Annotated in this window: 20 protein-coding genes; 10 read left to right on the top strand and 10 right to left on the bottom strand. The window is 71.2% G+C overall.

The window, feature by feature from the left end:
• Positions 1-96: 96 nt before the first annotated feature.
• The gene (locus tag CLV43_RS14435; RefSeq protein WP_106187683.1) at positions 97-807 is read right to left on the bottom strand and encodes a DUF899 domain-containing protein; all 711 of its coding nucleotides are present in this window, start codon (positions 805-807) and stop codon (positions 97-99) included.
• A gap of 69 nt (positions 808-876) precedes the next feature.
• On the opposite strand from CLV43_RS14435, the gene CLV43_RS14430 reads away from it, so the two are divergent.
• Positions 877-1,641 carry a DUF3626 domain-containing protein gene (locus tag CLV43_RS14430; RefSeq protein ID WP_106187682.1) on the top strand — a complete coding sequence of 255 codons (765 nt, stop codon included), beginning with the start codon at positions 877-879 and terminating at the stop codon, positions 1,639-1,641.
• Positions 1,642-1,648: 7 nt separating this feature from the next.
• On the opposite strand, the gene CLV43_RS14425 is transcribed toward CLV43_RS14430, so the two are convergent.
• From CLV43_RS14425 to CLV43_RS14405, 5 genes are read right to left on the bottom strand one after another with little or no spacing between them, the layout of a single operon-like run.
• Positions 1,649-2,518, bottom strand: coding sequence for an NmrA/HSCARG family protein (locus CLV43_RS14425; RefSeq protein WP_106187681.1), 870 nt, complete (start codon positions 2,516-2,518; stop codon positions 1,649-1,651).
• A 58-nt stretch (positions 2,519-2,576) separates the two neighbouring features.
• The gene (locus CLV43_RS14420) at positions 2,577-3,623 is read right to left on the bottom strand and encodes a LacI family DNA-binding transcriptional regulator (protein ID WP_106187680.1); all 1,047 of its coding nucleotides are present in this window, start codon (positions 3,621-3,623) and stop codon (positions 2,577-2,579) included.
• A gap of 46 nt (positions 3,624-3,669) precedes the next feature.
• The gene (locus CLV43_RS14415; RefSeq protein WP_245886456.1) at positions 3,670-4,482 is read right to left on the bottom strand and encodes a carbohydrate ABC transporter permease; all 813 of its coding nucleotides are present in this window, start codon (positions 4,480-4,482) and stop codon (positions 3,670-3,672) included.
• Positions 4,479-5,351 carry a carbohydrate ABC transporter permease gene (locus CLV43_RS14410; protein WP_106187679.1) on the bottom strand — a complete coding sequence of 291 codons (873 nt, stop codon included), beginning with the start codon at positions 5,349-5,351 and terminating at the stop codon, positions 4,479-4,481. The genes CLV43_RS14415 and CLV43_RS14410 overlap by 4 nt, the downstream gene beginning before the upstream one ends.
• Positions 5,352-5,353: 2 nt before the next feature.
• The gene (locus tag CLV43_RS14405) at positions 5,354-6,583 is read right to left on the bottom strand and encodes an extracellular solute-binding protein (protein ID WP_106187678.1); all 1,230 of its coding nucleotides are present in this window, start codon (positions 6,581-6,583) and stop codon (positions 5,354-5,356) included.
• Between the two features lie 250 nt (positions 6,584-6,833).
• Here CLV43_RS14405 and CLV43_RS14400 point away from each other — a divergent pair, with 250 nt between their 5' ends.
• The gene (locus CLV43_RS14400; protein ID WP_245886452.1) at positions 6,834-9,164 is read left to right on the top strand and encodes a beta-xylosidase/alpha-l-arabinosidase; all 2,331 of its coding nucleotides are present in this window, start codon (positions 6,834-6,836) and stop codon (positions 9,162-9,164) included.
• Between the two features lie 26 nt (positions 9,165-9,190).
• Here CLV43_RS14400 and CLV43_RS14395 read toward each other — a convergent pair whose 3' ends face one another.
• Positions 9,191-9,370 (bottom strand): hypothetical protein, encoded by a 180-nt coding sequence (locus tag CLV43_RS14395; RefSeq protein ID WP_106187677.1) that lies wholly within the window; start codon positions 9,368-9,370, stop codon positions 9,191-9,193.
• Positions 9,371-9,403: 33 nt separating this feature from the next.
• Between CLV43_RS14395 and CLV43_RS14390 the strand changes: the two genes are divergently transcribed.
• The 3 genes from CLV43_RS14390 to CLV43_RS14380 all read left to right on the top strand — a co-directional run bounded on the left by CLV43_RS14390 (position 9,404) and on the right by CLV43_RS14380 (position 12,393).
• The gene (locus tag CLV43_RS14390; protein WP_106187676.1) at positions 9,404-10,282 is read left to right on the top strand and encodes an alpha/beta fold hydrolase; all 879 of its coding nucleotides are present in this window, start codon (positions 9,404-9,406) and stop codon (positions 10,280-10,282) included.
• A gap of 73 nt (positions 10,283-10,355) precedes the next feature.
• The gene (locus CLV43_RS14385; RefSeq protein WP_106187675.1) at positions 10,356-11,123 is read left to right on the top strand and encodes a VOC family protein; all 768 of its coding nucleotides are present in this window, start codon (positions 10,356-10,358) and stop codon (positions 11,121-11,123) included.
• A 109-nt stretch (positions 11,124-11,232) separates the two neighbouring features.
• Positions 11,233-12,393, top strand: a complete 1,161-nt coding sequence (locus tag CLV43_RS14380; RefSeq protein ID WP_106187674.1) for an aminotransferase-like domain-containing protein — start codon at positions 11,233-11,235, stop codon at positions 12,391-12,393.
• A gap of 4 nt (positions 12,394-12,397) precedes the next feature.
• Here the strand turns inward: CLV43_RS14380 and CLV43_RS14375 are convergent, their stop codons facing one another.
• Entirely contained in the window at positions 12,398-12,898 is a 501-nt protein-coding gene (locus tag CLV43_RS14375; RefSeq protein WP_211304366.1) for a DnaJ family domain-containing protein, read from the bottom strand.
• A gap of 168 nt (positions 12,899-13,066) precedes the next feature.
• Between CLV43_RS14375 and CLV43_RS50055 the strand changes: the two genes are divergently transcribed.
• Together CLV43_RS50055 and lspA are read left to right on the top strand one after the other, a co-directional pair.
• Positions 13,067-13,198, top strand: coding sequence for a hypothetical protein (locus CLV43_RS50055; RefSeq protein WP_281262159.1), 132 nt, complete (start codon positions 13,067-13,069; stop codon positions 13,196-13,198).
• On the top strand, positions 13,195-13,737 hold the full coding sequence (lspA, locus tag CLV43_RS14370; protein ID WP_106187673.1) for a signal peptidase II: 543 nt from the start codon (positions 13,195-13,197) through the stop codon (positions 13,735-13,737). Before CLV43_RS50055 ends, lspA begins: the two co-directional genes overlap by 4 nt.
• A gap of 81 nt (positions 13,738-13,818) precedes the next feature.
• Here the strand turns inward: lspA and CLV43_RS14365 are convergent, their stop codons facing one another.
• Positions 13,819-15,003 carry a glycoside hydrolase family 64 protein gene (locus CLV43_RS14365; RefSeq protein WP_106187672.1) on the bottom strand — a complete coding sequence of 395 codons (1,185 nt, stop codon included), beginning with the start codon at positions 15,001-15,003 and terminating at the stop codon, positions 13,819-13,821.
• A gap of 198 nt (positions 15,004-15,201) precedes the next feature.
• Between CLV43_RS14365 and CLV43_RS14360 the strand changes: the two genes are divergently transcribed.
• Positions 15,202-16,344, top strand: coding sequence for a C39 family peptidase (locus tag CLV43_RS14360; RefSeq protein ID WP_106188223.1), 1,143 nt, complete (start codon positions 15,202-15,204; stop codon positions 16,342-16,344).
• On the opposite strand, the gene CLV43_RS14355 is transcribed toward CLV43_RS14360, so the two are convergent.
• Positions 16,326-16,715: an MmcQ/YjbR family DNA-binding protein gene (locus tag CLV43_RS14355; protein ID WP_106187671.1), complete on the bottom strand. Its 390-nt coding sequence runs from the start codon at positions 16,713-16,715 to the stop codon at positions 16,326-16,328. The genes CLV43_RS14360 and CLV43_RS14355 overlap by 19 nt on opposite strands.
• 183 nt (positions 16,716-16,898) lie before the next feature.
• Between CLV43_RS14355 and CLV43_RS14350 the strand changes: the two genes are divergently transcribed.
• Positions 16,899-17,612 carry a GntR family transcriptional regulator gene (locus CLV43_RS14350; RefSeq protein ID WP_106187670.1) on the top strand — a complete coding sequence of 238 codons (714 nt, stop codon included), beginning with the start codon at positions 16,899-16,901 and terminating at the stop codon, positions 17,610-17,612.
• Positions 17,613-17,739: 127 nt separating this feature from the next.
• Entirely contained in the window at positions 17,740-19,239 is a 1,500-nt protein-coding gene (locus CLV43_RS14345) for an NCS1 family nucleobase:cation symporter-1 (protein WP_106188222.1), read from the top strand.

Here is a 19,239-nt window from a genome sequence, read left to right as displayed (position 1 = left end):
CGTGCTCCCGCGGCCGGGCCACTCCGGTGCTCGCGGAGGAGCTCTCCGCGAGCACCGGCACGAAACATCGCGTGATGTCGCCATCACGCCGAGTCGCTAACGCTCGAAGTTCGGCGTCGCGTCGCGGGCGTTCGAGGTGCGCCCCTTCGGCTCCTCCCAGTCCTCCTGCCGTCCCAGCGGCGTCAGGTCGAGGTAGTAGTAGGAGCCGCCGGTGGCCTCGGCACCGCGGGCGTAGCTGGAGTAGGTGTGGAACACCTCGTCGCCGTCCCGCAGGAAGATGCTCTGACCAGGCGCTTCGCCCGGTTCGGTCTGGTCGACCGGACTGTAGTTGTACTCGGTGGGGAGCACGGCCGGGTCCAGCGTGACGTGGAAGTCGTAGTTGAAGTCGCTGCCGAAGGACGAGTACCAGGGGAACGTCCACCCCTTCTTCGCCTTGTAAGCCTCGATCTTCGCCAACGGCGCGCGGGACACGAACGCCAGCGACGTGTCGCGCGTGTTGAGGTGCCTGACCAGCCCGTCGGACACCTCGTCGGCGCCCGCGCTGCAGCTCGAACAGCCCTCGTCCCACGCCGGGTCGAACATGAAGTGGCCGAGGACGAGCTGGTGACGGCCCTCGAACAGGTCGAGCAGCGACACCTTCCCCGACGGCCCGTCGAACTCGTACTCCTTGTCGATCCGGACCATGGGCAGCTCACGGCGTTCGGTGTTCAGCGCGTCGCGCGCCCTCGTCGCGGCCTTCTCCTTGGCGAGCAGCTCCTTGCGCGCGACCAGCCACTCCTCGCGGGAAACCACCTTCGGCAGGCTCATGGGAATCTCCTCTCGTCACAGGGGTAGACCCGGCCACGCCGCGGAACTCGTCGGTGCAGGATCGGGTCCATGGCACTCCGGCACGTCGAGGCGCTCTCCCATGGTGACCCGATGCCCCCCGACCTGCGCGTCGGCCTGCATTTCCACCCGCACATCCTCGGCTCGCTGCTGCGCGACGGCGTCTACCGGTCGCAGTTCGAGACCGGGACCAGCAACGGTGGCCTGACCGCGCACCCCGGCGGTGACCGGTGGCGGTGGGAGAGCAGGTTGTTCGGCGGCGTCTACGACCACGCCCCGCCCGCGGACCGCCCGAAGTACGGCGCCCTGAACCACCTCCGCAAACCCGCCGGACCGGCGCCGAGGTTCGGGTCGGCGCACCTGCGGCTCACCGCGGCCACGCTGCCGCGCACCACGTTCTGCTACCCGGACAGCGTCTTCGAACCGGTGGACTTCGGGGTGGCGCACCGGATGTCGTTGATCGACAAGGCGCTGGCCGACGACCGCGACGCGCTCGACGACTACATCGAGGCGCACGTGCACGGGCCGGTGCTGCTCGACGGCGACGTGGAGGCGCTGGTGCTGGACCCGTGCTTCCGCGGCACCGGGGTCGAGGCGCTGGCGGCGGAGCTGCCGTGCCCGGTGGAGTGGCACCACGGGTTCCGCCTGCACGTCGACGACCTGCGGCCGGACTACCGCGGCGAGGAGGTCGCGGAGCTGGGGCGCGCCCTCGCGCGGGAGGGGTACCTGGACGCACGGGTCGTCGACGAGGCGCGCGGTGCGCACGACCCGCAGCTGCTCAAGCGGCTGTGGCACGTCATCGCGAGGTTCGGGTGACGGTGGCTCACAGCCCCGCGAGCTTCGCCCGGCCGTGCCGCGACAGCCACGCCTCGAACGTCATCAGCCCAGGGTGCGCTACCCGCAGCGCGGCCACGTCCGCCTTGGTCGCCGGGGGCGCGTCGAACACCGAGGCCAGGCCGGGGTCGTGCCGGCGGATCAGGTCCATCGGGATCTGGTGGTAGGCGACGGGGTGGCCAAGGGCGCGGCCGAGGACGGTGGCGACCTCGCGCGGGGTGCGCTCGTCGCCCGCGATGGTGAGCGACCGGCCGACGTACTCCTCCGGCGCGGCGAACACGAGGGAGGCGAAGGCGCCGATGTCGTCCACGCCGATCAGCTGGTAGCGGGTGTCCGGGTCCAGGACGTGGGTGAACGAGCCGTCGAGCACGTCCTTCGACAGCACGAGGCCGTCCATGAACGTGACCGGCCGCAGCACCGTGGTGGGCAGACCGAGGGAGCGGATGTGCCGCTCGACCTCCCACTTGCTGTCGAACGACGGCACGCCGGTGCGCTGCTCCGCCTCGACGAGGGAGGCGTAGACCAGGTGCGCGACGCCCGCGGCGGCCGCGGCGTCGGCGACGTTGCGCCCCCACCGGACCTCGACCTCGGTGCTGTACCCCATCGGGGCGCCGGGGTCGTGCGGGGCGGGCTGGACGCTGAACACGCCGTGCGCGCCCGCGAAGGCCCGGCCGAGCGAGGCCGGGTCGTCCATGTCGGCGACGACGACCTCGGCGCCGGCCGCGGTGAGCGCGGCGGCGGCCGGGCTCTGCGCGTTCCTGGTCACGGCTCGGACGTGCCACCCGCCCCGGAGGAGGTGGGCCGCGGCCGCGCCGCCCTGCTTGCCGGTGGCGCCGACCACGACGACGGTCTTGCCCAAGACAACCTCCAGTGCCGGATCATTTCGTTCCACACTATCCAGTGCGGAACGAAATGGATCAAGGTGCCGGAGGTGCCGTGCTGTGCCGGACGACCAACGTGGTCGCCAGCTCGATCCGCCGGTGCTCGGGCTTCTCGCCGCGCGCCAGCGTGATCGCGAGCCTGGTGCCCGCGGCGGCCATGTCCTGCAACGGCTGCCGCACCGTGGTGAGCGGCGGGCCGACCCACTCGGCCAGCGGCAGGTCGTCGAAGCCGACGACGCTGAGGTCCTGCGGCACGCGCAGGCCCGCGGCGCGCGCGGCCTCGTACACGCCGAGCGCCTGGAGGTCGCTGCCCGCGAAGATCGCGGTCGGCCGGTCGGGGCGGGCCAGCAGCACGGCCGCCTGCTTGAAACCGGCCTCGACGTGGAAGTCGCCGTAGCGCACCAGGTCCGGGTCGACGGTCAGCCCGGCGGTCTCCATCGCCGCCCGGTAGCCGTCCACCCTGGCCCGGCTGCACAGCACGCGCTCCGGGCCGCCGATCATGCCGATCCGGCGGTGGCCGAGCTCCAGCAGGTGCCGGGTCGCGGTGAGCCCGCCGTTCCAGTTCGTGGCGCCGATAGACGGGGTCTCCGGGCCGGGCTCGCCGACCGGGTCGACCACGACGACCGGGATGTCACGGGCGCGCAGCTTCGCCAGCTGCGTCGCGCTGAGGTCGGAGAACACCGCGATCACGCCCAGCGGCCTGCGCGCGATCACGCTCTCCAGCCAGCCGTGGCCGGGCGTGAGCCTGCCCTGCGACTCGGACATGACGACGGCCAGCCCGTGCTCGCGGGCGACCTGCTCGGCACCCCGGATGATCTCCAGCGCCCACGCGCTCTCCAGCTCGTGGAACATCAGCTCCACCAGGGTGGACCTGCGCGACCTGTCGTCGCCGCGGCGCTGGTACCCGTGCCTGCGGATGATCGCCTCGACGCGTTCCCTGGTGTGCGCGGCCACGTCCGTGCGGCCGTTCATCACCTTCGAAACTGTCGGTACCGACACGCCTGCCTCGGTCGCGATGTCGGCAATGGTGATCTTTCCCGACGCGGGCCCGCCGGATGCGGAGGGCTCGGCTTTCGCTGACATGCCGGCAGTCTACGACAGGGATGACCGGGGTCGAAACTATCGGCACCTATTTGCCGAACCCGGCGGTCAGGCCGCTGAGCAGGTATCGCCTGCCGATCAGGTACACGACGAAGATCGGCAACACCGACAGGGTAACCGCCGCGAGGAGCGCGGGCACGTTGGTCCCGAACTGCCCCTGGAAGTTCCACAGGCCGAGCGTGAGCACCCTGGTCGACTCCGACTGCGTCAGCACGAGCGGGAAGAGGAACCCGTTCCACGCGTTGAGCGCCGTGTAGACGACGACCGTCACGATCGCGGGCTTGGCCAGCGGCAGCACCAGGTGCCGCAGCACGCCGAACGCGCTGGCGCCGTCGATCGTCTGCGCCTCGTACAGCTCCTTCGGCACGTCGCGGAGGCTGTTGGTCAGCACCAGCGTCGCGACCGGCAGCGCGAACGCCGCCGTCGGCAGGATGATCGCGGTCAGGCTGTCGTACAGGTTCAGCCGGGTGATCAGCAGGTAGACCGGGATGATCGTCGCCTGCGCGGGGATCGCCAGCCCGGCCAGCAGCAGGGTGAACCCGCGCTGCACGAGCTTGCTGGTGCTCCGCACGATCGCGTAGGCCGCGGGCACGCCGAGCAGCACGACGATCGCGACGGTGGCGAACGTGACGACGACGTTGTTGAACAGGTAGCCGCCGAACCCGCCGGTGAGGACGGTCCGGTAGTTGTCCAGCGTCGGGTCGGTGGGCGGTTTGAGCGGGTTGTTCGTCAGGTAGTCGGCCCGCCCGCGCAGGCTGACCGCCACCATGAAGTAGAGCGGCCCCGCGACGAGGACCAGCCACACCAGCGCCGATACCCCGGCGGGCACGTTGCGCTTCACGCGCCCTCCTGCTGACTGTTCATGGACCGGTACCCGGTCACCCGCATCACGAGCAGCGACAGCCCGGTCCCGACGACCACGAGGAGCACGGCCATGGTGCTGGCGTAGCCCATCTCGAACCCGCTGAAGCCGGTGATGTACATGTGCAGCGGCGCGATCCTGGACGCCGTGCCGGGTCCGCCGCCGTCGGTGAGGATCAGGACGGTGTCGAACGTGGTGAGCGACCCCACGATCATCAGGATCGACGACGTGATGATCGTGTACCGCAGCTGCGGCAGGGTGATGTGGACGAACTGCCGCACCCGCCCGGCGCCGTCGATCGTGGCGGCCTCGTAGAGGTTGCGCGGGATCGCCCGTGCCGCGCCCTGGTAGAGCAGCGTGTGGAACGGCACGTACTGCCAGGTGATCACGAACGCCACCGTGTAGAGCGCGATGGACGGGTCGCCGAGGAACTGGATGTCGCCCAGCGGCCCGCCCAGCGCCTGCGTCACGCCGAAGTTCGGGTCGAGCATCACCTTCCACAGCAGCGCGATGGCGGCCGTGGACAGCAGCAGCGGCAGGAAGAAGATGGAGCTGAGCACCGCGCGGGAGCGCTGGCGGCCCGCGGCCCAGACGCCGATCAGCAGTGCGATCGGCGTCTGGACCAGCCACGAGACCACCATCAGGATCGCGGTGCGGCCCACCGCGTCGTACGCCTGACCGTCGTCGGCCAGCCGAGCCCAGTTGTCCACCCCGTTCGGTTGCGGTGTGCCCAGTCCGTCCCACGACGTGAAGCTCAGGAACACGACGAGGACCATGGGCAGCGCCGCGAACAGGGCGAAGAACGCGAAAGCGGGTGCGGCGTACCAGAACGACGGTCGTTGGCGCATCGTCAGCCCTGCGCCAGCGCGTCGACGAAGGCCTGCGGGGTGATCTTGCCCAGGAACAGCTCCTGGAGCTGGGTCAGCATCTTGGTCGCCTGGTCCGCGGGCAGGTCCTGGTCCCAGGACAGCTGGAACGTGGACGCCTTCTCGACCTGCTCGTAGATCCACGTCGTGTACTGGGAGTTCGCGGCCTTGGCCAGCTTCTCCTTCACGCCGGTCACCGCGGGCACGTCACCCGCGTCGATCAGCGACTGCACGTACTTCTCGTCGTTCAGCGCGGTCGAGACGAACTTCTTGGCCGCGTCCAACGACTTCGAGGACTTCGTGATCGAGTAGTAGTTCGACGCGTTGCCCACCACGGTGTCCGGCTTGCCCTTGCCGCCTGCCAGGCTCGGGAAGGTGACCCAGCCGAGCTTGTCGTTCTTCACGAAGTCGGGCGACTGGCCGAGCTGGTTCACGTACTCCCAGGAGCCCATGAGGTGCATCGCGGCCTTGCCCTGCGCGAGGATCGTGGACGCGCCGCCGACGTCGTAGCCGACGGAGGCGTAGTTGGTGCCGAAGCCGCCGCGGTCGACGAGCTCCTTCACCTTGGTCGCCGCCTCCAGCACGGCCGGGTCCTTCCAGCCCGCGGGGCCCTTGTCCCTGATGTTCTGGAACACCTCGGAGCCGCCTACCCGGTCGAGCAGGTACTCGATCCACATCAGCTCGGTCCACGCCTGCGAGCCCGCCAGCGCGATCGGCTGGATGTTCTTGCCCTTGAACGCGTCGACGAGCTTGAGCAGGTCGTCCCACGTCTTCGGCGGCTGCACACCCGCGGAGGTGAAGAGGTCCTTGTTGTAGAAGAGGACCACCGGCTGCATGCCGCGCATCGGCAGGCCGTAGTACTTGCCGTCGATCTTCGCGCCGTTCAGGACGCTGGGCAGGAAGGCGTCCTTCAGGCCGCTGGTCGAGTCGAGCACCGGCGTCAGGTCCTCGATCTTGCCCGCGTCGACGTACTCCTTGAGGTTGCCGCCGCCCCAGTTGAAGAAGACGTCCGGCGCGTTCGGGGAGCCGATCGCGACCCGGACCTTCTGCTTGTACGGGTCGTTGCCGAAGGTCTCGAGCGCTCCGCCCGCCCCCTCGATGGAGGTCTTCTCGATGGGGTTGAGCACGGGGTCCTGGAGGGCCCAGACCTTGAAGGGGCCGCCACCCCCGCTCGACGGGCCCGAGGTGCCGCACGCGGCTACCGCGGCCACCATTGCGACCAGTGCGATCAGGGGGCGCGTCCTCGATCGGCGGAACATGCGACCGCCTTCCTCTCTGCCACGGTGCGGAGTGTCGAAACATTTCGAAACATGTACGACTTGCGGAGACAGTAGGGCTGTCCCAATAGGGTGTCAAGAGTCACTTTTGTGGCCTAATTGTGCTGTTCTTGCTGCTCATTGTGTTTCGAAGTGTTTCCGATAGTATCGGGAAACAGCTTGGAACTTGCGTTGAGGAGGAGCGGGCGTGCACGACGATTCCCGGACCACCGGAGCGGCTTGGGCCGATCCGTCCCGTCCCGTCGACGAGCGCGTCGACCTGGTGGTGCGCGACATGACGATCGAGGAGAAGCTCGCCCAGCTCGTGGGGGTGTGGGTGGGCGTGTCCCCGGACGACGCCGAGGTCGCGCCCGCGCAGCACGAGTTCGCCGAGCCGCTGCCGTCGTGGGCCGAACTGACGAAACCCGGTCTCGGGCAGCTGACGCGGGTGTTCGGAACCCGCCCGATCGACCCCCTGGTCGGGGCGCGGGTGCTGGCCGAGACCCAGCGCAAGCTGGTCTCCGGATCGCGCCTCGGCATCCCGGCGATGGCGCACGAGGAGTGCCTGTCCGGCTTCACCGCCTGGCAGGCCACCGTGTTCCCGACGCCGCTGGCCTGGGGGGCGACGTTCGACCCGGTGATCGTGGAGCGGATGGCCACCGAGATCGGCGGCCAGCTGCGCGACCTCGGCGTGCACCAGGGCCTCGCGCCGGTGCTCGACGTCGTCCGCGACCCCAGGTGGGGGCGCACGGAGGAGTCGATCGGTGAGGACCCGTACCTCGTCGGGCTCCTCGGCTCCGCCTACACCCGCGGCCTGGAGTCGACCGGGGTCGTGGCGACCCTCAAGCACTTCGCGGGCTACTCGGCGTCGGCCGCCGGGCGCAACCACGCGCCGGTGTCCATCGGGCCGCGCGAGTTCGCCGACGTGGTGCTGCCGCCGTTCGAGATGGCGCTGCGCCTGGGTGGCGCGCGGTCGGTGATGCAGTCCTACGCCGACGTCGACGGCGTGCCGCCCGCCGCGAACCCCGTGCTGCTGACGGATCTGCTGCGCGGCGAGTGGGGTTTCCGCGGGGTCCTGGTGTCGGACTACTTCGCGGTGTCGTTCCTGGAGACCGCCCACGGCGTCGCCGGGTCGCCCGGCGAGGCGGCGGCGCTGGCGCTCGCGGCCGGTGTCGACGTCGAGCTGCCGACCGTCCGCTGCTACGGCGACCCGCTGGCCGAACTGGTCCGTTCCGGCAAGGTGTCGGAGGAGCTGGTCGACCGCGCGGTCACCTACGTGATGCGGCAGAAGTGCGAGCTCGGCCTGCTCGACGCCGACTGGGACCCCGAGTCGCCCGCGGTGCGCCGCGCCGAACCGGTCAACCTCGACCCGCCCGGCCTGCGCTCCCTCGCCCGCACGATGGCCGAGCGGTCCGTCGTGCTGCTGGACAACCACCGCGACGCGCTCCCGTTGCAGGCCCCGCCCCGCATCGCCGTCATCGGGCCGTGCGCCGACGACGTGCTGGCGCTCATGGGCTGCTACTCGTTCCCCAGCCACGTCGGCGTGCAGCACCCGGACGAGCCGCTCGGCGTCGAGGTCCCCACGGTGCTCGACGCCATCCGCGCCGAGTTCCCGGACGCCGACGTCGTCACCGCGCGGGGCTGCACCGTCGACGGCCCCGACCTCGGCGGTCTCGCCGAGGCCATCAGCATCGCCCGCTCGGCGGACGTCTGCGTCGCCGTCCTCGGCGACCGCGCGGGCCTGTTCGGCCGCGGCACCTCCGGTGAGGGCTGCGACGCCGAGGACCTGACCCTCCCCGGCGTCCAGGCCGACCTGCTCGCCGCCCTGGTGGACGCCGACATCCCCGTCGTCCTCGTCCTCGTCGCGGGCAGGCCCTACGCCTTGGGCGACTTCCCCGGCACCGCCGCCACCGTCCAGGCCTTCTTCCCCGGCGAGGAAGGCGCTTCCGCCGTCGCGGGCGTCCTCAGCGGCCGCGTCAACCCGTCCGGCAAACTCCCGGTGCAGGTCCCCAAGGGCCCCGGCGGCCAACCCACCACCTACCTGCACGCCAAACTGGGCGGCCCCGGCGGCGTCAGCTCGGCCGACCCCACCCCCCTCTACCCGTTCGGCCACGGCCTGTCCTACACGACCTTCGAGTACGACGCCCTGGAGCTGTCCGCCACCGAGGTTCCGACCGACGGCGAGCTCACCATCTCCTGCACCGTCACCAACACCGGCACCCGCTCCGGCACCGAGGTCGTCCAGCTCTACCTCCACGACCCCGTCGCCAGCGTCGCCAGGCCGGTCCGCCAACTCGCGGGCTTCACGCGGCTCGACCTCGAAGCGGGCCAGTCGAGGCGGGTCGCGTTCCACCTGCACGCCGACCGCACCTCGTTCACGGGCCTGCACGGCCACCGGATCGTCGAGCCGGGCGCGCTGCACGTGCTGGTCGGCGGTTCCAGCGAGGACATCAGGCTCTCCGACGAGTTCACCCTCGTCGGCGAGACCAGGCGCCTGGGCCACGACCGCGTGCTCACCACGGAGGTCGTGCTGGACTAGTGCGACGGCGGTCGCGGGGGGCGGGTTCACCCGCTGGAACCCAACCCCCGCAACCGCTCCGCCGTCGCGGCCTCGCTCGGCGCCGCACCGAGCTCCCGGTACTGCCCCAGCGCGTCGGCGTGCCTGCCCGCCCGGTACACCGGACCGAGGTCCACCGGGGCGCCGTCGTGGAACGCCTCGACCCCGCCCAAAAGTCGGAACTCCACGAGCAGCCCGCCCGTCCCCCTATCGTGGGTCGCATGGGGGAACGCATAGGGGGATTCCGGAGCGCGGCAGCGGAGGAGCGGTTCGCGGCGGCCTACCGGGAGGCGATGGCCGCGGGTCCGAGACCGGTCGAGCAGTACGACGTCCGGACGTCGTTCGGCACCGCGAGGGTGTACCGGTACGGCCCCGACGAGGGCGCGCCGATCGTGCTGCTGCACGGGTTCATGTCCACGTCGGCGGGCTGGGGGCCGTTCGTCGGCGCGTTCGCCGAGCGCAACCCGGTCTACGCGGTCGACGCGCTCGGCGAGGCGGGCGGCAGCGTGCAGACGAGACCGCTGCTGAGCGCGGCCGACCGGGCGCGGGTGCTGGACGAGGTGCTGGCGGGGCTGGGGTTGAGCGGTGTCCACGTGGTGGGGGTGTCCGCGGGCGGCTGGCTGGGGGTGTCGCTGGTCGCGCACGAACCCGCGCGGGTGGCGACGCTCAGCCTGCTGGAGCCGACGACCGTGACGTCGACGTACCACCCGGCGGTCATGTGGCGCGCGGTGCTCGCCGCGGCGATCCGGTCGGACCGGGCGATGCGCTGGTTCCTGCGGCACTCGTTCGGGCACGACGTGCTGGACCGGCCCGAGGTGCGCGTCGTCCTCGTCGGGACGCGCACGTACCGGATGAGGCTGCCGATGCTCCTGCCCCCGTCGGAGGAGCAGCTCCGCGCCGTGCGGATCCCGGTGCTGGCGGTGTTCGGCGCCCGCAACGCGGTGCACGACGCCACCCGCGCGGCGGCCCGGCTCCGGGAACTGGTTCCGCACGCCGAGGTCGACCTGTGGCCCGACAGCGGGCACGACCTGGGCGTGTTCGACGACACGGGGCCCATTACCGGGCGCGTGCTGGGGTTCGTGCGAGCTCACTCGGGCTAGGAATGTCGGTGCTGCCGGCTATGGTCCGGAGACGTTGGCATCCCGTCCGCGAACCGAGGAGGAGAGCTTCCCCATGAGCCACCTGACCACCGTGCAGCCCGACGGCACGCCCACCTGGGTCGACCTGGGCATACCCGACCTGGACCGGGCGAAGGAGTTCTACGGGGCGTTGTTCGGCTGGGAGTTCAGCACGTCCGGCCCGGAGACGGGGCACTACACGACGTGCCTGCTCGACGGCCGCCGCGTCGCCGCGATCGTGCCGGACCCGGAGCCGGGCGGGACCGACTTCGCGTGGAACGTGTACCTGGCGACCGCCGACGTGGACGCGACCGCCAAGAGCGTCATAGAGGCGGGCGGCACGGTGCGGGTGGAGCCGTCGGACGTGATGACGCAGGGGCGGATGGCGATCGCCGTCGACCCCACCGGGGCCCAGTTCGGGCTGTGGCAGGGGCGCGACCACATCGGCTGCGAGGTCGTGAACGAGCCGAACTCGTTGGTGCGCAACGACCTCGTGACGCCGAACCCGGAACCCGCTCGCGAGTTCTACGCGTCGGTGTTCGGGTTCACCCTGGAGCGCAACGAGGACATGCCGGACTTCGACTTCACCTTCCTGCGCAGGGCCGACGGCCACGAGGTGGGCGGCGTCTTCGGCAACCCGGCGGCCGTGCGGTCGCGGTGGGACACGTGCTTCGAAGTGGCGGACACCGACGCCGCGGTGGCGCGTGCGGTCGCCGCGGGCGGGACGACGACCACGCCGAACGACATGCTCTACGGCCGGATCGCGACCGTGACGGACCCGTTCGGCACCGAGTTCTCGATCATCGCGAGGCCGGTCGGCTGACAGGTAGGGTGAGGGCGGCTCCTCGACCAGTGCAGCCCCCTGCGCGCGTGCCCGGCGATACGACCGCCCTCCGCACCCGCGGTCCCCCAGTGGATCCCGAGGACTCGCCATGCCGCCCGTCAGCTCGACCAAGCACGTCTCCAGCTCCCCCGTCCGCGACCTCCTGGCGCTCACCTCCCGCCCGGAGGTGATCTCCTTCGCGGGTGGGCTTCCCGCGCCGGAGCTGTTCGACCTGCCCGGTCTGCGCATGGCGTTCCACCAAGCGCTCTCCGAGCCGACCGGCCGCGACAACCTCCAGTACGCGCCCACCGAGGGCAACCCCGCGCTCCGCTCGCTGCTCGCCGCCAGGATGACCGGCAAGGGCCTGCCGACCACCGAGGACGACCTGCTGGTGACCACCGGTTCCCAGCAGGCGCTCACCCTGGTGACCGCCGCCCTGCTCGGTCCCGGTTCGGTCGTCGCCGTCGAGGAGCCGACGTACCTGGCCGCGTTGCAGTGCTTCCGGATGGCGGGCGCCCGCGTGGTCGCGGTCGCGTCCGACGGGCACGGGATGGTGCCGGAGGCGTTGGAGGAGGTGGTCAGGGCCGAGCGGCCGTCGTTGGTGTACCTGGTGCCGACGTTCGCCAACCCCGCCGGGCGCACCCTCCCGGCCGAGCGCCGGGCCGCCATCGCCGCCCTCGCGGCGGCGCACGACCTGTGGGTGGTGGAGGACGACCCGTACGGCGAGCTGCGCTACCGGGGCGAGCCGATCGCACCGCTGGCGGTGGGCTCGGACAACGTCCTGCACCTCGGCAGCTTCTCCAAGATCGGCGCACCCGGCCTGCGGCTCGGCTGGTTGCGCGCGCCGGAGTCCCTGATGGGGACGCTGGTGATCGTCAAGCAGGCCGCCGACCTGCACACCTCGACCGTCGACCAGGCCGCTGCCGCGATCTACCTGGCCACGGCGGACCTGGACGGGCACGTCGCCGCCCTGCGCACCGCCTACCGGTCGCGCCGCGACGCGATGGTGGCCGCACTGCCCGGCGCGACTCCTGCGGGCACCACGTGGACCGACCCGGACGGCGGGATGTTCGTGTGGGTGACGCTCCCGGCGGGCACCAACACCACCGAGCTGCTGTCGGCCGCGCTGGCGCACGACGTCGCCTACGTACCGGGGCCGCCGTTCTACGCCACGACCCCGGACCAGGCGACGCTGCGGTTGTCGTTCACCACGAACGCGCCCGACCGGATCACCGAGGGCATGGCCCGCCTCGCGGAGGTGCTGCGCTGACCGGTCAGTCCTCGGGAGCGGGGGAGCGGCGGGTCCAGCGGTGCCACCACCTGGCCCGCGGGGTGCGCTCCGGGGGTGCCGGTGGCGGTGCCGTGCGGACGGGGGTGCGGGCGGCGCGCCAGTCGTCGACCACCCGGTCCACGTTCACCGGCCCGAGCGGCACCCGCGGGCCGGTGCCGAAGCGGAGCCAGTCGACGACGCGCCGGTTCAGCTCGCCCGCCAGCTCGCGGACCTCCTGCTCGGTGCGCAGGCCCTTGACGGTGTCGGGCAGGGCGTTGATCTCCTTGCGCAGGAGCAGGGGAGTGGGCAGGAGGGCGTCGGTCGGCAGGTTCTCGCGGCGCAGGTAGTCCTTGAGCCACCACTGCTCCTCGACCGGCCCCGAGAGGCCGGGGAGGGGCTTGCCCGCGCCGGGCAGGTCGTCGAACTCGCCGCGGTCGGTGGCCTCGCGGATCTGGCGGTCGACCCACGACTCGAAGCTGACATCGGCGGGTTTGCGCTCCGTCATACCCCCGATTGTGCCCGAACCCGCAGGTGGCCGTGGTCGTCTTGGCGCGAAGCCACGGCCGCGCACCCGGTCGGACGGCACAGGGCGTGCTCGACGACATCACGCACGAGCGGCCCGACGCGGTCGTCACGGCGGTGAACGAGCCCCCGACGCCGGTGGTGGAGGCGGGTGCCGCGGTCGGTCCGCGCGGCGCAGGCGGACGTCGAGGTGGCGCGGCCGGTGGTGTGCGACGAGGAGGCGCGGGACCCGCTCGTCGGCGAACCGGTCCGGCCGACCCGACCGGATACCCTCCTCCGGTGACGGATACCCCAGCACCCACCGCGACCCGTCGGACGGCGGTCGTGCTGACCGTGGCGGCACTCGTGCTCGCGGTCGACCAGGCCACGAAGTACTGGGCCGAGTCCGCGCTCGCGGGCAGGCCACCGGTCCAGGTGGTCGGCGACTTCCTCCAGTTCCGCCTGCTCTACAACCCCGGCGCGGCGTTCTCCATCGGCACGGGGTCGACCTGGGTCTTCACCGTGCTGGCCGCCATCGCGGCGGTGGTGCTGCTGCGGCTGGCGACCCAGCCGCAGACGCCGAGCCGCGCCATCGCGCTGGCGCTGCTGCTGGGCGGCGCCGTCACGCACCTGCTCGACCGGCTGTTCCGCGCGCCCGGCTTCGCGCGCGGGCACGTCGTGGACTTCATCGACTACAACGGCTTCTTCGTCGGGAACGTCGCCGACATCGCCCTGTTCGCCGGGGCCGTGCTCTTCGTGGTCCTCACGTTCCGCAGCGACCGCGAGGCCGAGCGCGCCTCCCAGGGCGAGAAGGCCGAGGACGAGAAGACGGCTGAGAACTGACCGCGGGCCGGTCGCGTGGTGCGACCGGCCCGCGGTGGTTCGGGGTGGAGTCGCCGGCAGGACGGCTCTCCGCCACGTGGTCTAGCTGAACGGGTCCAGCGTGATGTAGGCCTGCTGCGGGTTGCCGTCGTGGACGAGCGACTCGTGCGCGCCGACGTCGTCGAAGGCGAAGCCGTAGGCCTTGCCGTCGGCCATCTGCGAGTGGATGACGCGGGAGTAGTGGTTCGTCACGCCGTCCTTGTAGAAGCCCGAGTCGTTCGCGTCGGGCTGGTTCGGGTTGGTGAGCAGCGTGGACCGGTTGTACCCGGCGCACAGGGTGCGCGAGATCGGGCCGCGGACCAGGTCGTTGGGCGCGTCGAGCAGCTTGTAGCATCCGAAGATCGAGTCCGAGTCCGGCTTCTGGAACGACGTGACCTGCTGGCCCGCGCTGTTGGTGAAGTTCATCGAGTTGCCCGAGACCCGGCCGAAGTACTTGGTGTTCGGCTGGTCGGCGAACGGGGTGACGGTCAGCGTCGAGGACGCGTACTTCGACCAGACGCGGTTGACGTAGTCGTTCATGACGGTCGACGACAGCGCGCCCGCCTCGATGCCGTGGCCGGGCGCGAGGACGCGCACGACCGAGCCGTCCGACCGGGTCCGGACCAGGTTCCCCCAGCCGGACTGGGCGCGCAGGCCGTTGATGACGCCGTTGTAGCCGCCCGACTTGAGCTTGCCGGTCGTCTTCGTCGCGCCGCTCGCGGGCCGCACGCCGACGTTGTAGGGCGCCGAGAAGAAGTCGACCTGAGTGCTGTTCAGCCACAGGCCGGCGTCGTTCAGGGTGTACTCGGACCAGTTGAACAGGATGTTGACGTTCGGGTCGGACGGGTTCTGCACGGCGGGCTGCACGAGCCCGCCCGTGGTCACCTTGAAGACCAGCTTCTGCCCGTAGGAGAAGTAGACCCGGCCGGAGAACTTGGGCATCTGGATCGTCTTCGACTGCCCGTTCGCGGGCCCGGCTATGGACGCGTCGGGCGCGGGGGTCGGCGGGTTGCCGCCCGCGGGCCAGGCGTGGAACCCGCCGTTCGCGTCGGCCCAGCCCTGCTGGCCGGTCGAGAGCAGCGTGCCGAGGTTGTAGATGTAGATCTGGTCGCTTCGACCCGAGTTGTTCGTGAACGTCAGCGGGATGGTCGTCGGGACCGCCTCGGCGACGGTCGCCGTCGCGGTGAGCCCGGTTGCCACGGTCGCCACGGCCGCCAGCAGGGAGAACGTCTTGCGTTTGAGCGACATCGGCTGTCTCCTCCTCAGGATGGAGTTGTGAGAGCGCTCTCACACAGTCGCGCGGCAAGCGGCCCCGTGTCAACGGCCAATAACGCCAAGAAGTCGCGGGGGTTTCCCGGATGGGTGGTTGGTTCCCCACGGCCCTGACCGCTACCGTGGGAATCGGCAACGGGAGGTGGTGGGGTGAACGTGCTCGGTGTCCTGCTGATGAGCGCGGCGATGATCATGCCGATGGCGGTCGCCACGGACGCGCAAGTCGACTACCGCGAATGGCGCTCCGCCGCCGAGTTCGCCCAGGGCCGTTCCGAGGGGCTGACGCGCGCGCCCGCCGGGCAGGGCCTGGTCATCGGCTCGCCCGCGGGTACCGAGGGCGGGTACGAGTTCGCCCGCTGGACGTCGCCGCGGCACGCCACCCGGTTCGGCGCGACGCAGGTCGTCGCGTCGTGGAACGCCCTCACCCCACCGGGGACGTGGCTCCAGGTCGACCTGCGCGGCCCGCGCACCGGCTGGTACGCCATGGGCCGCTGGGCCTCCGGCGACACCGACATCAGGCGCACCAGCGTGCCCGGCCAGTCCGACGAGCACGGCCGGGTCGACGTGGACACGTTCGTGGCAGCCCAGGGGCAGCCGCTGCGCGACGTCCAGCTCCGCGTGACGCTCTACCGGTCGGCGGGCTCGACGGCCACCCCGACGCTGCTCATGGCCGGCGCCATGGCCTCCGCGGTTCCCGACGCGTTCACCGTGCCCGCCAGCGCGCCCGGTCCCGCGCGCGGTGTCGAGCTGCCCGTGCCGCGCTACTCGCAGAACGTGCACGAGGGCGGCGAGTCCCTGTGCAGCCCCACGTCCACCGAGATGGTCGTCGAGTACTGGGGCCGCGGCCCGACCCCGGAGGACCTGGCCGGGATCGACCCGAGCCACCCCGACCGCAGCGTCGAGTACGCGGCCGCGCACACCTACGACCTGGACTACGACGGCGACGGCAACTGGCCGTTCAACACCGCGTACGCGGCCACGTTCGGGCTGCGCGGGCACATCACCAGGCTCAGGTCGCTGACCGAGCTGGAGACCTACATCGCCCGCGGCGTCCCGGTGATCACCTCCCAGTCGTTCCGCGAGGAGGAGCTGGACGGCGCCGAGTACGGCACGGCGGGCCACATCATGGTCGTCGTCGGGTTCACCGCCGAGGGCGACGTGATCGCCAACGACCCGGCGTCCCCGTCGAACGAGGCCGTCCGGCACGTCTACCCGCGCGCCCAGTTCGAGACGATCTGGTTGCGCACCAAGCGGTACGACGCCGACGGCTCGGTGGCCGACGGGCCGGGCGGGATCGTCTACGTCATCGAGCCCTGAGCGTCGAGGTAGGCCTTCGCGAGGCGTTTCGGCGCCTTGCAGAGCCACGCCTCGACGACCAGCTCCTCCAGCTCCTCGACGCCGATCCGGTCCAGCCGCACCAGCACCGACGCGTACCCGTCGAAGTGCGGCGTCGTGAAGTACACGGCCGGGTCGTCGGCGAGCAGGGCCTCCTTCACGCCCAGGTCCGCGACCCGCGCGCCCATGATCGGCCCGTCCGGAGCGGACGGGCCGAGCGCGGCCAGGTCCGCGGGGCGCAGGGGGCGTTCGGAGACGAACCCCTTGCCCTTGACCCGCCAGTCGCGCGGCGAGCGCTCCTCCGCCTCGGGCATCGCCATCGCGAGCCGGTGCACGTCGTCCCAGGTGGCCATCCGAGCACCTTAGGACGCCCGCGGGGCGCTGTCCTGTCGTCCTGGTTGCTTCCTGGGCCACCACACGTCCGGAGACGAGGAGCCACCCGCAGGAGCGTGTCGACGAGTGCCGGGCCCGGATCGACGCGCGGGTCGGGACGAAGCGCGTAGCCTCCTGCGAGACCCGGACGGGGAGGGAGTCGCATGCCAGGGCGCAGGAGCAGGTCGGTGCTGGTGGCGCGGCTCGTCAGCGAGCGGCCCGGCAGCTCGCAGGCCGCCATCCTCGCCGAGCTGCGCCGGTGCCTGCTCGACGGCGGCGTCCCGCCCGGCACGCCGATCCCGCTGGACGAGGTCGCGGCGGTGTTCGGCGTCAGCCGGATCCCGGTGCGCGAGTCGTTGAAGACGCTGATCGGCGAAGGCCTGGTGGAGCACCGGCCCAACGCCGGCTACACGGTGGCGAAGCTGACCGCCCGCGAGCTCCAGGAGCTGTACCTGGTGCGCGGGGTGCTGGAGGCCGCGGCGCTGGCGGCGGCCGTCGGGGCGGCGGACGCGACCGACGACGAGAACGCCCGCGCGGCGCACCGCGGTCTGGAGGAGGCCGTGCGCGCCAGGGACGCGCACGCCTACCACCGGGAGAGCCGGAGCTTCCACCTGGCGCTGGTGGCTCCGTGCGGGATGCTGCGGCTGCTCGGGATGTTCGAGTCGGCGTGGAACATGACCGAGCCGCTGCAACCGATGGCGCACCTGCCGGAGGCGGAACGGGCGGAGCTGCACAACGACCACGACGCGATGCTCGCGGCGTTCGTGGCGCGGGACGCGACGGCGTTGCTGGAGGCGGCCCGCAGGCACCACGGGAGGCTCCAGTCGTCGCTGGAACTGCTGCCCCGCGACACCGGGCTCTTCGCCGATCCGGACTGAGAAACCCCAGGTCCGGCAAGATATACCGGCCTCCGGCAAGATATATGTTCCACGTGATGGACGCGTAACATCGCGCTCCTACTTTGACCTGGCGAAGCCGTTCTGACGAGGCGAGCCGGGAGTGACCATGACCGAGATCGTGCCGCACGTTGAGGAACTCCGCCCACCGTCCCCGGCCGCCGGGGTACCCGGCGGCCTGAAGGCCGAGTACGACCCCCGCCTCGCGAACGAGGACCTCGCCCCGCTGGCCGAGCAGTCCTGGGGGTCCTACAACATCTTCGCCTTCTGGATGTCCGACGTGCACAGCGTCGGCGGCTACATCACCGCGGGCAGCCTGTTCATGCTCGGCCTGAACAGCTGGCAGGTCCTGGTGGCGCTGCTGGTCGGCATCGGCATCGTGTACTTCTTCTGCAACCTGGTCGCCAAGCCGAGCCAGGCCGCGGGCGTGCCCTACCCGGTCATCTGCCGCACGGTGTTCGGCGTGCGCGGCGCGAACATCCCCGCCGTGATCCGCGGGCTGATCGCGGTCGCCTGGTACGGCATCCAGACCTACCTCGCGTCGGCGGCGCTGGAAGTGGCTCTGCTCAAGCTGTTCCCCGACCTCATCCCCTACGCCGACGTGCAGCAGTACGGCTTCCTCGGCCTGCCGCTGCTGGGCTGGGTCTCGTTCACGGTGCTGTGGATCCTCCAGGCCGCGGTGTTCTGGACCGGCATGGAGACCATCCGCAAGTTCATCGACTTCTGCGGCCCCGCCGTCTACGTCGTGATGTTCCTGCTGACCGGGTACCTGGTCTACCGCGCGGGCTGGGGCGCCATCGACCTGACCCTGGGCGACGTCAAGTACACCGGCGCGCAGTCGGTCCCGGTGATGCTGGGCGCCATCGCGCTGGTCGTGTCCTACTTCTCCGGGCCCATGCTCAACTTCGGCGACTTCTCCCGCTACGGCAGGTCGTTCTCGGCGGTCAAGCGCGGCAACCTGCTCGGCCTGCCGGTCAACTTCCTGGTGTTCTCCATCCTGGTCGTGGTGACCGCGTCCCTGACCGTCCCGATCTACGGCGAGCTGATCATCGACCCGGTGCAGACGGTCGCCCGGATCGACAGCACGCTGGCGATCGTGCTGGGAGCGCTGACCTTCACCATCGCGACCATCGGCATCAACATCGTCGCGAACTTCATCTCGCCCGCGTTCGACTTCTCCAACGTGAGCCCGCAGAAGATCTCCTGGCGCGCGGGCGGCATGATCGCCGCGGTCGGCTCGGTGCTGATCACCCCGTGGAACCTCTACAACAGCCCCGACGTCATCCACTACACGCTGGAGACGCTCGGCGCGTTCATCGGCCCGCTGTTCGGCGTGCTGATCGCCGACTACTACCTCGTCCGCAGGCAGCGGGTCGTGGTCGACGACCTGTTCACCATGTCGCCCGGCGGCAGGTACTGGTACCGCAACGGGTTCAACCCGCCCGCGATCGTCGCGACGGTGGTCGGCGCCGCGGTGGCGATGGTCCCCGTGCTGTGGACCGGCGGACCGGGCATGAAGTCGGCGGCCCAGTACACCTGGTTCATCGGCATGGCGCTGGGTCTCGCGGTCTACACCGCGCTGGCCAAACGCGCCAGGATCGCCGGGTAG

Source organism: Umezawaea tangerina (assembly GCF_003002815.1).
In the GTDB taxonomy this organism is placed as follows: domain Bacteria; phylum Actinomycetota; class Actinomycetes; order Mycobacteriales; family Pseudonocardiaceae; genus Umezawaea; species Umezawaea tangerina.
This window is presented reverse-complemented; position numbering and strand designations above follow the sequence as displayed.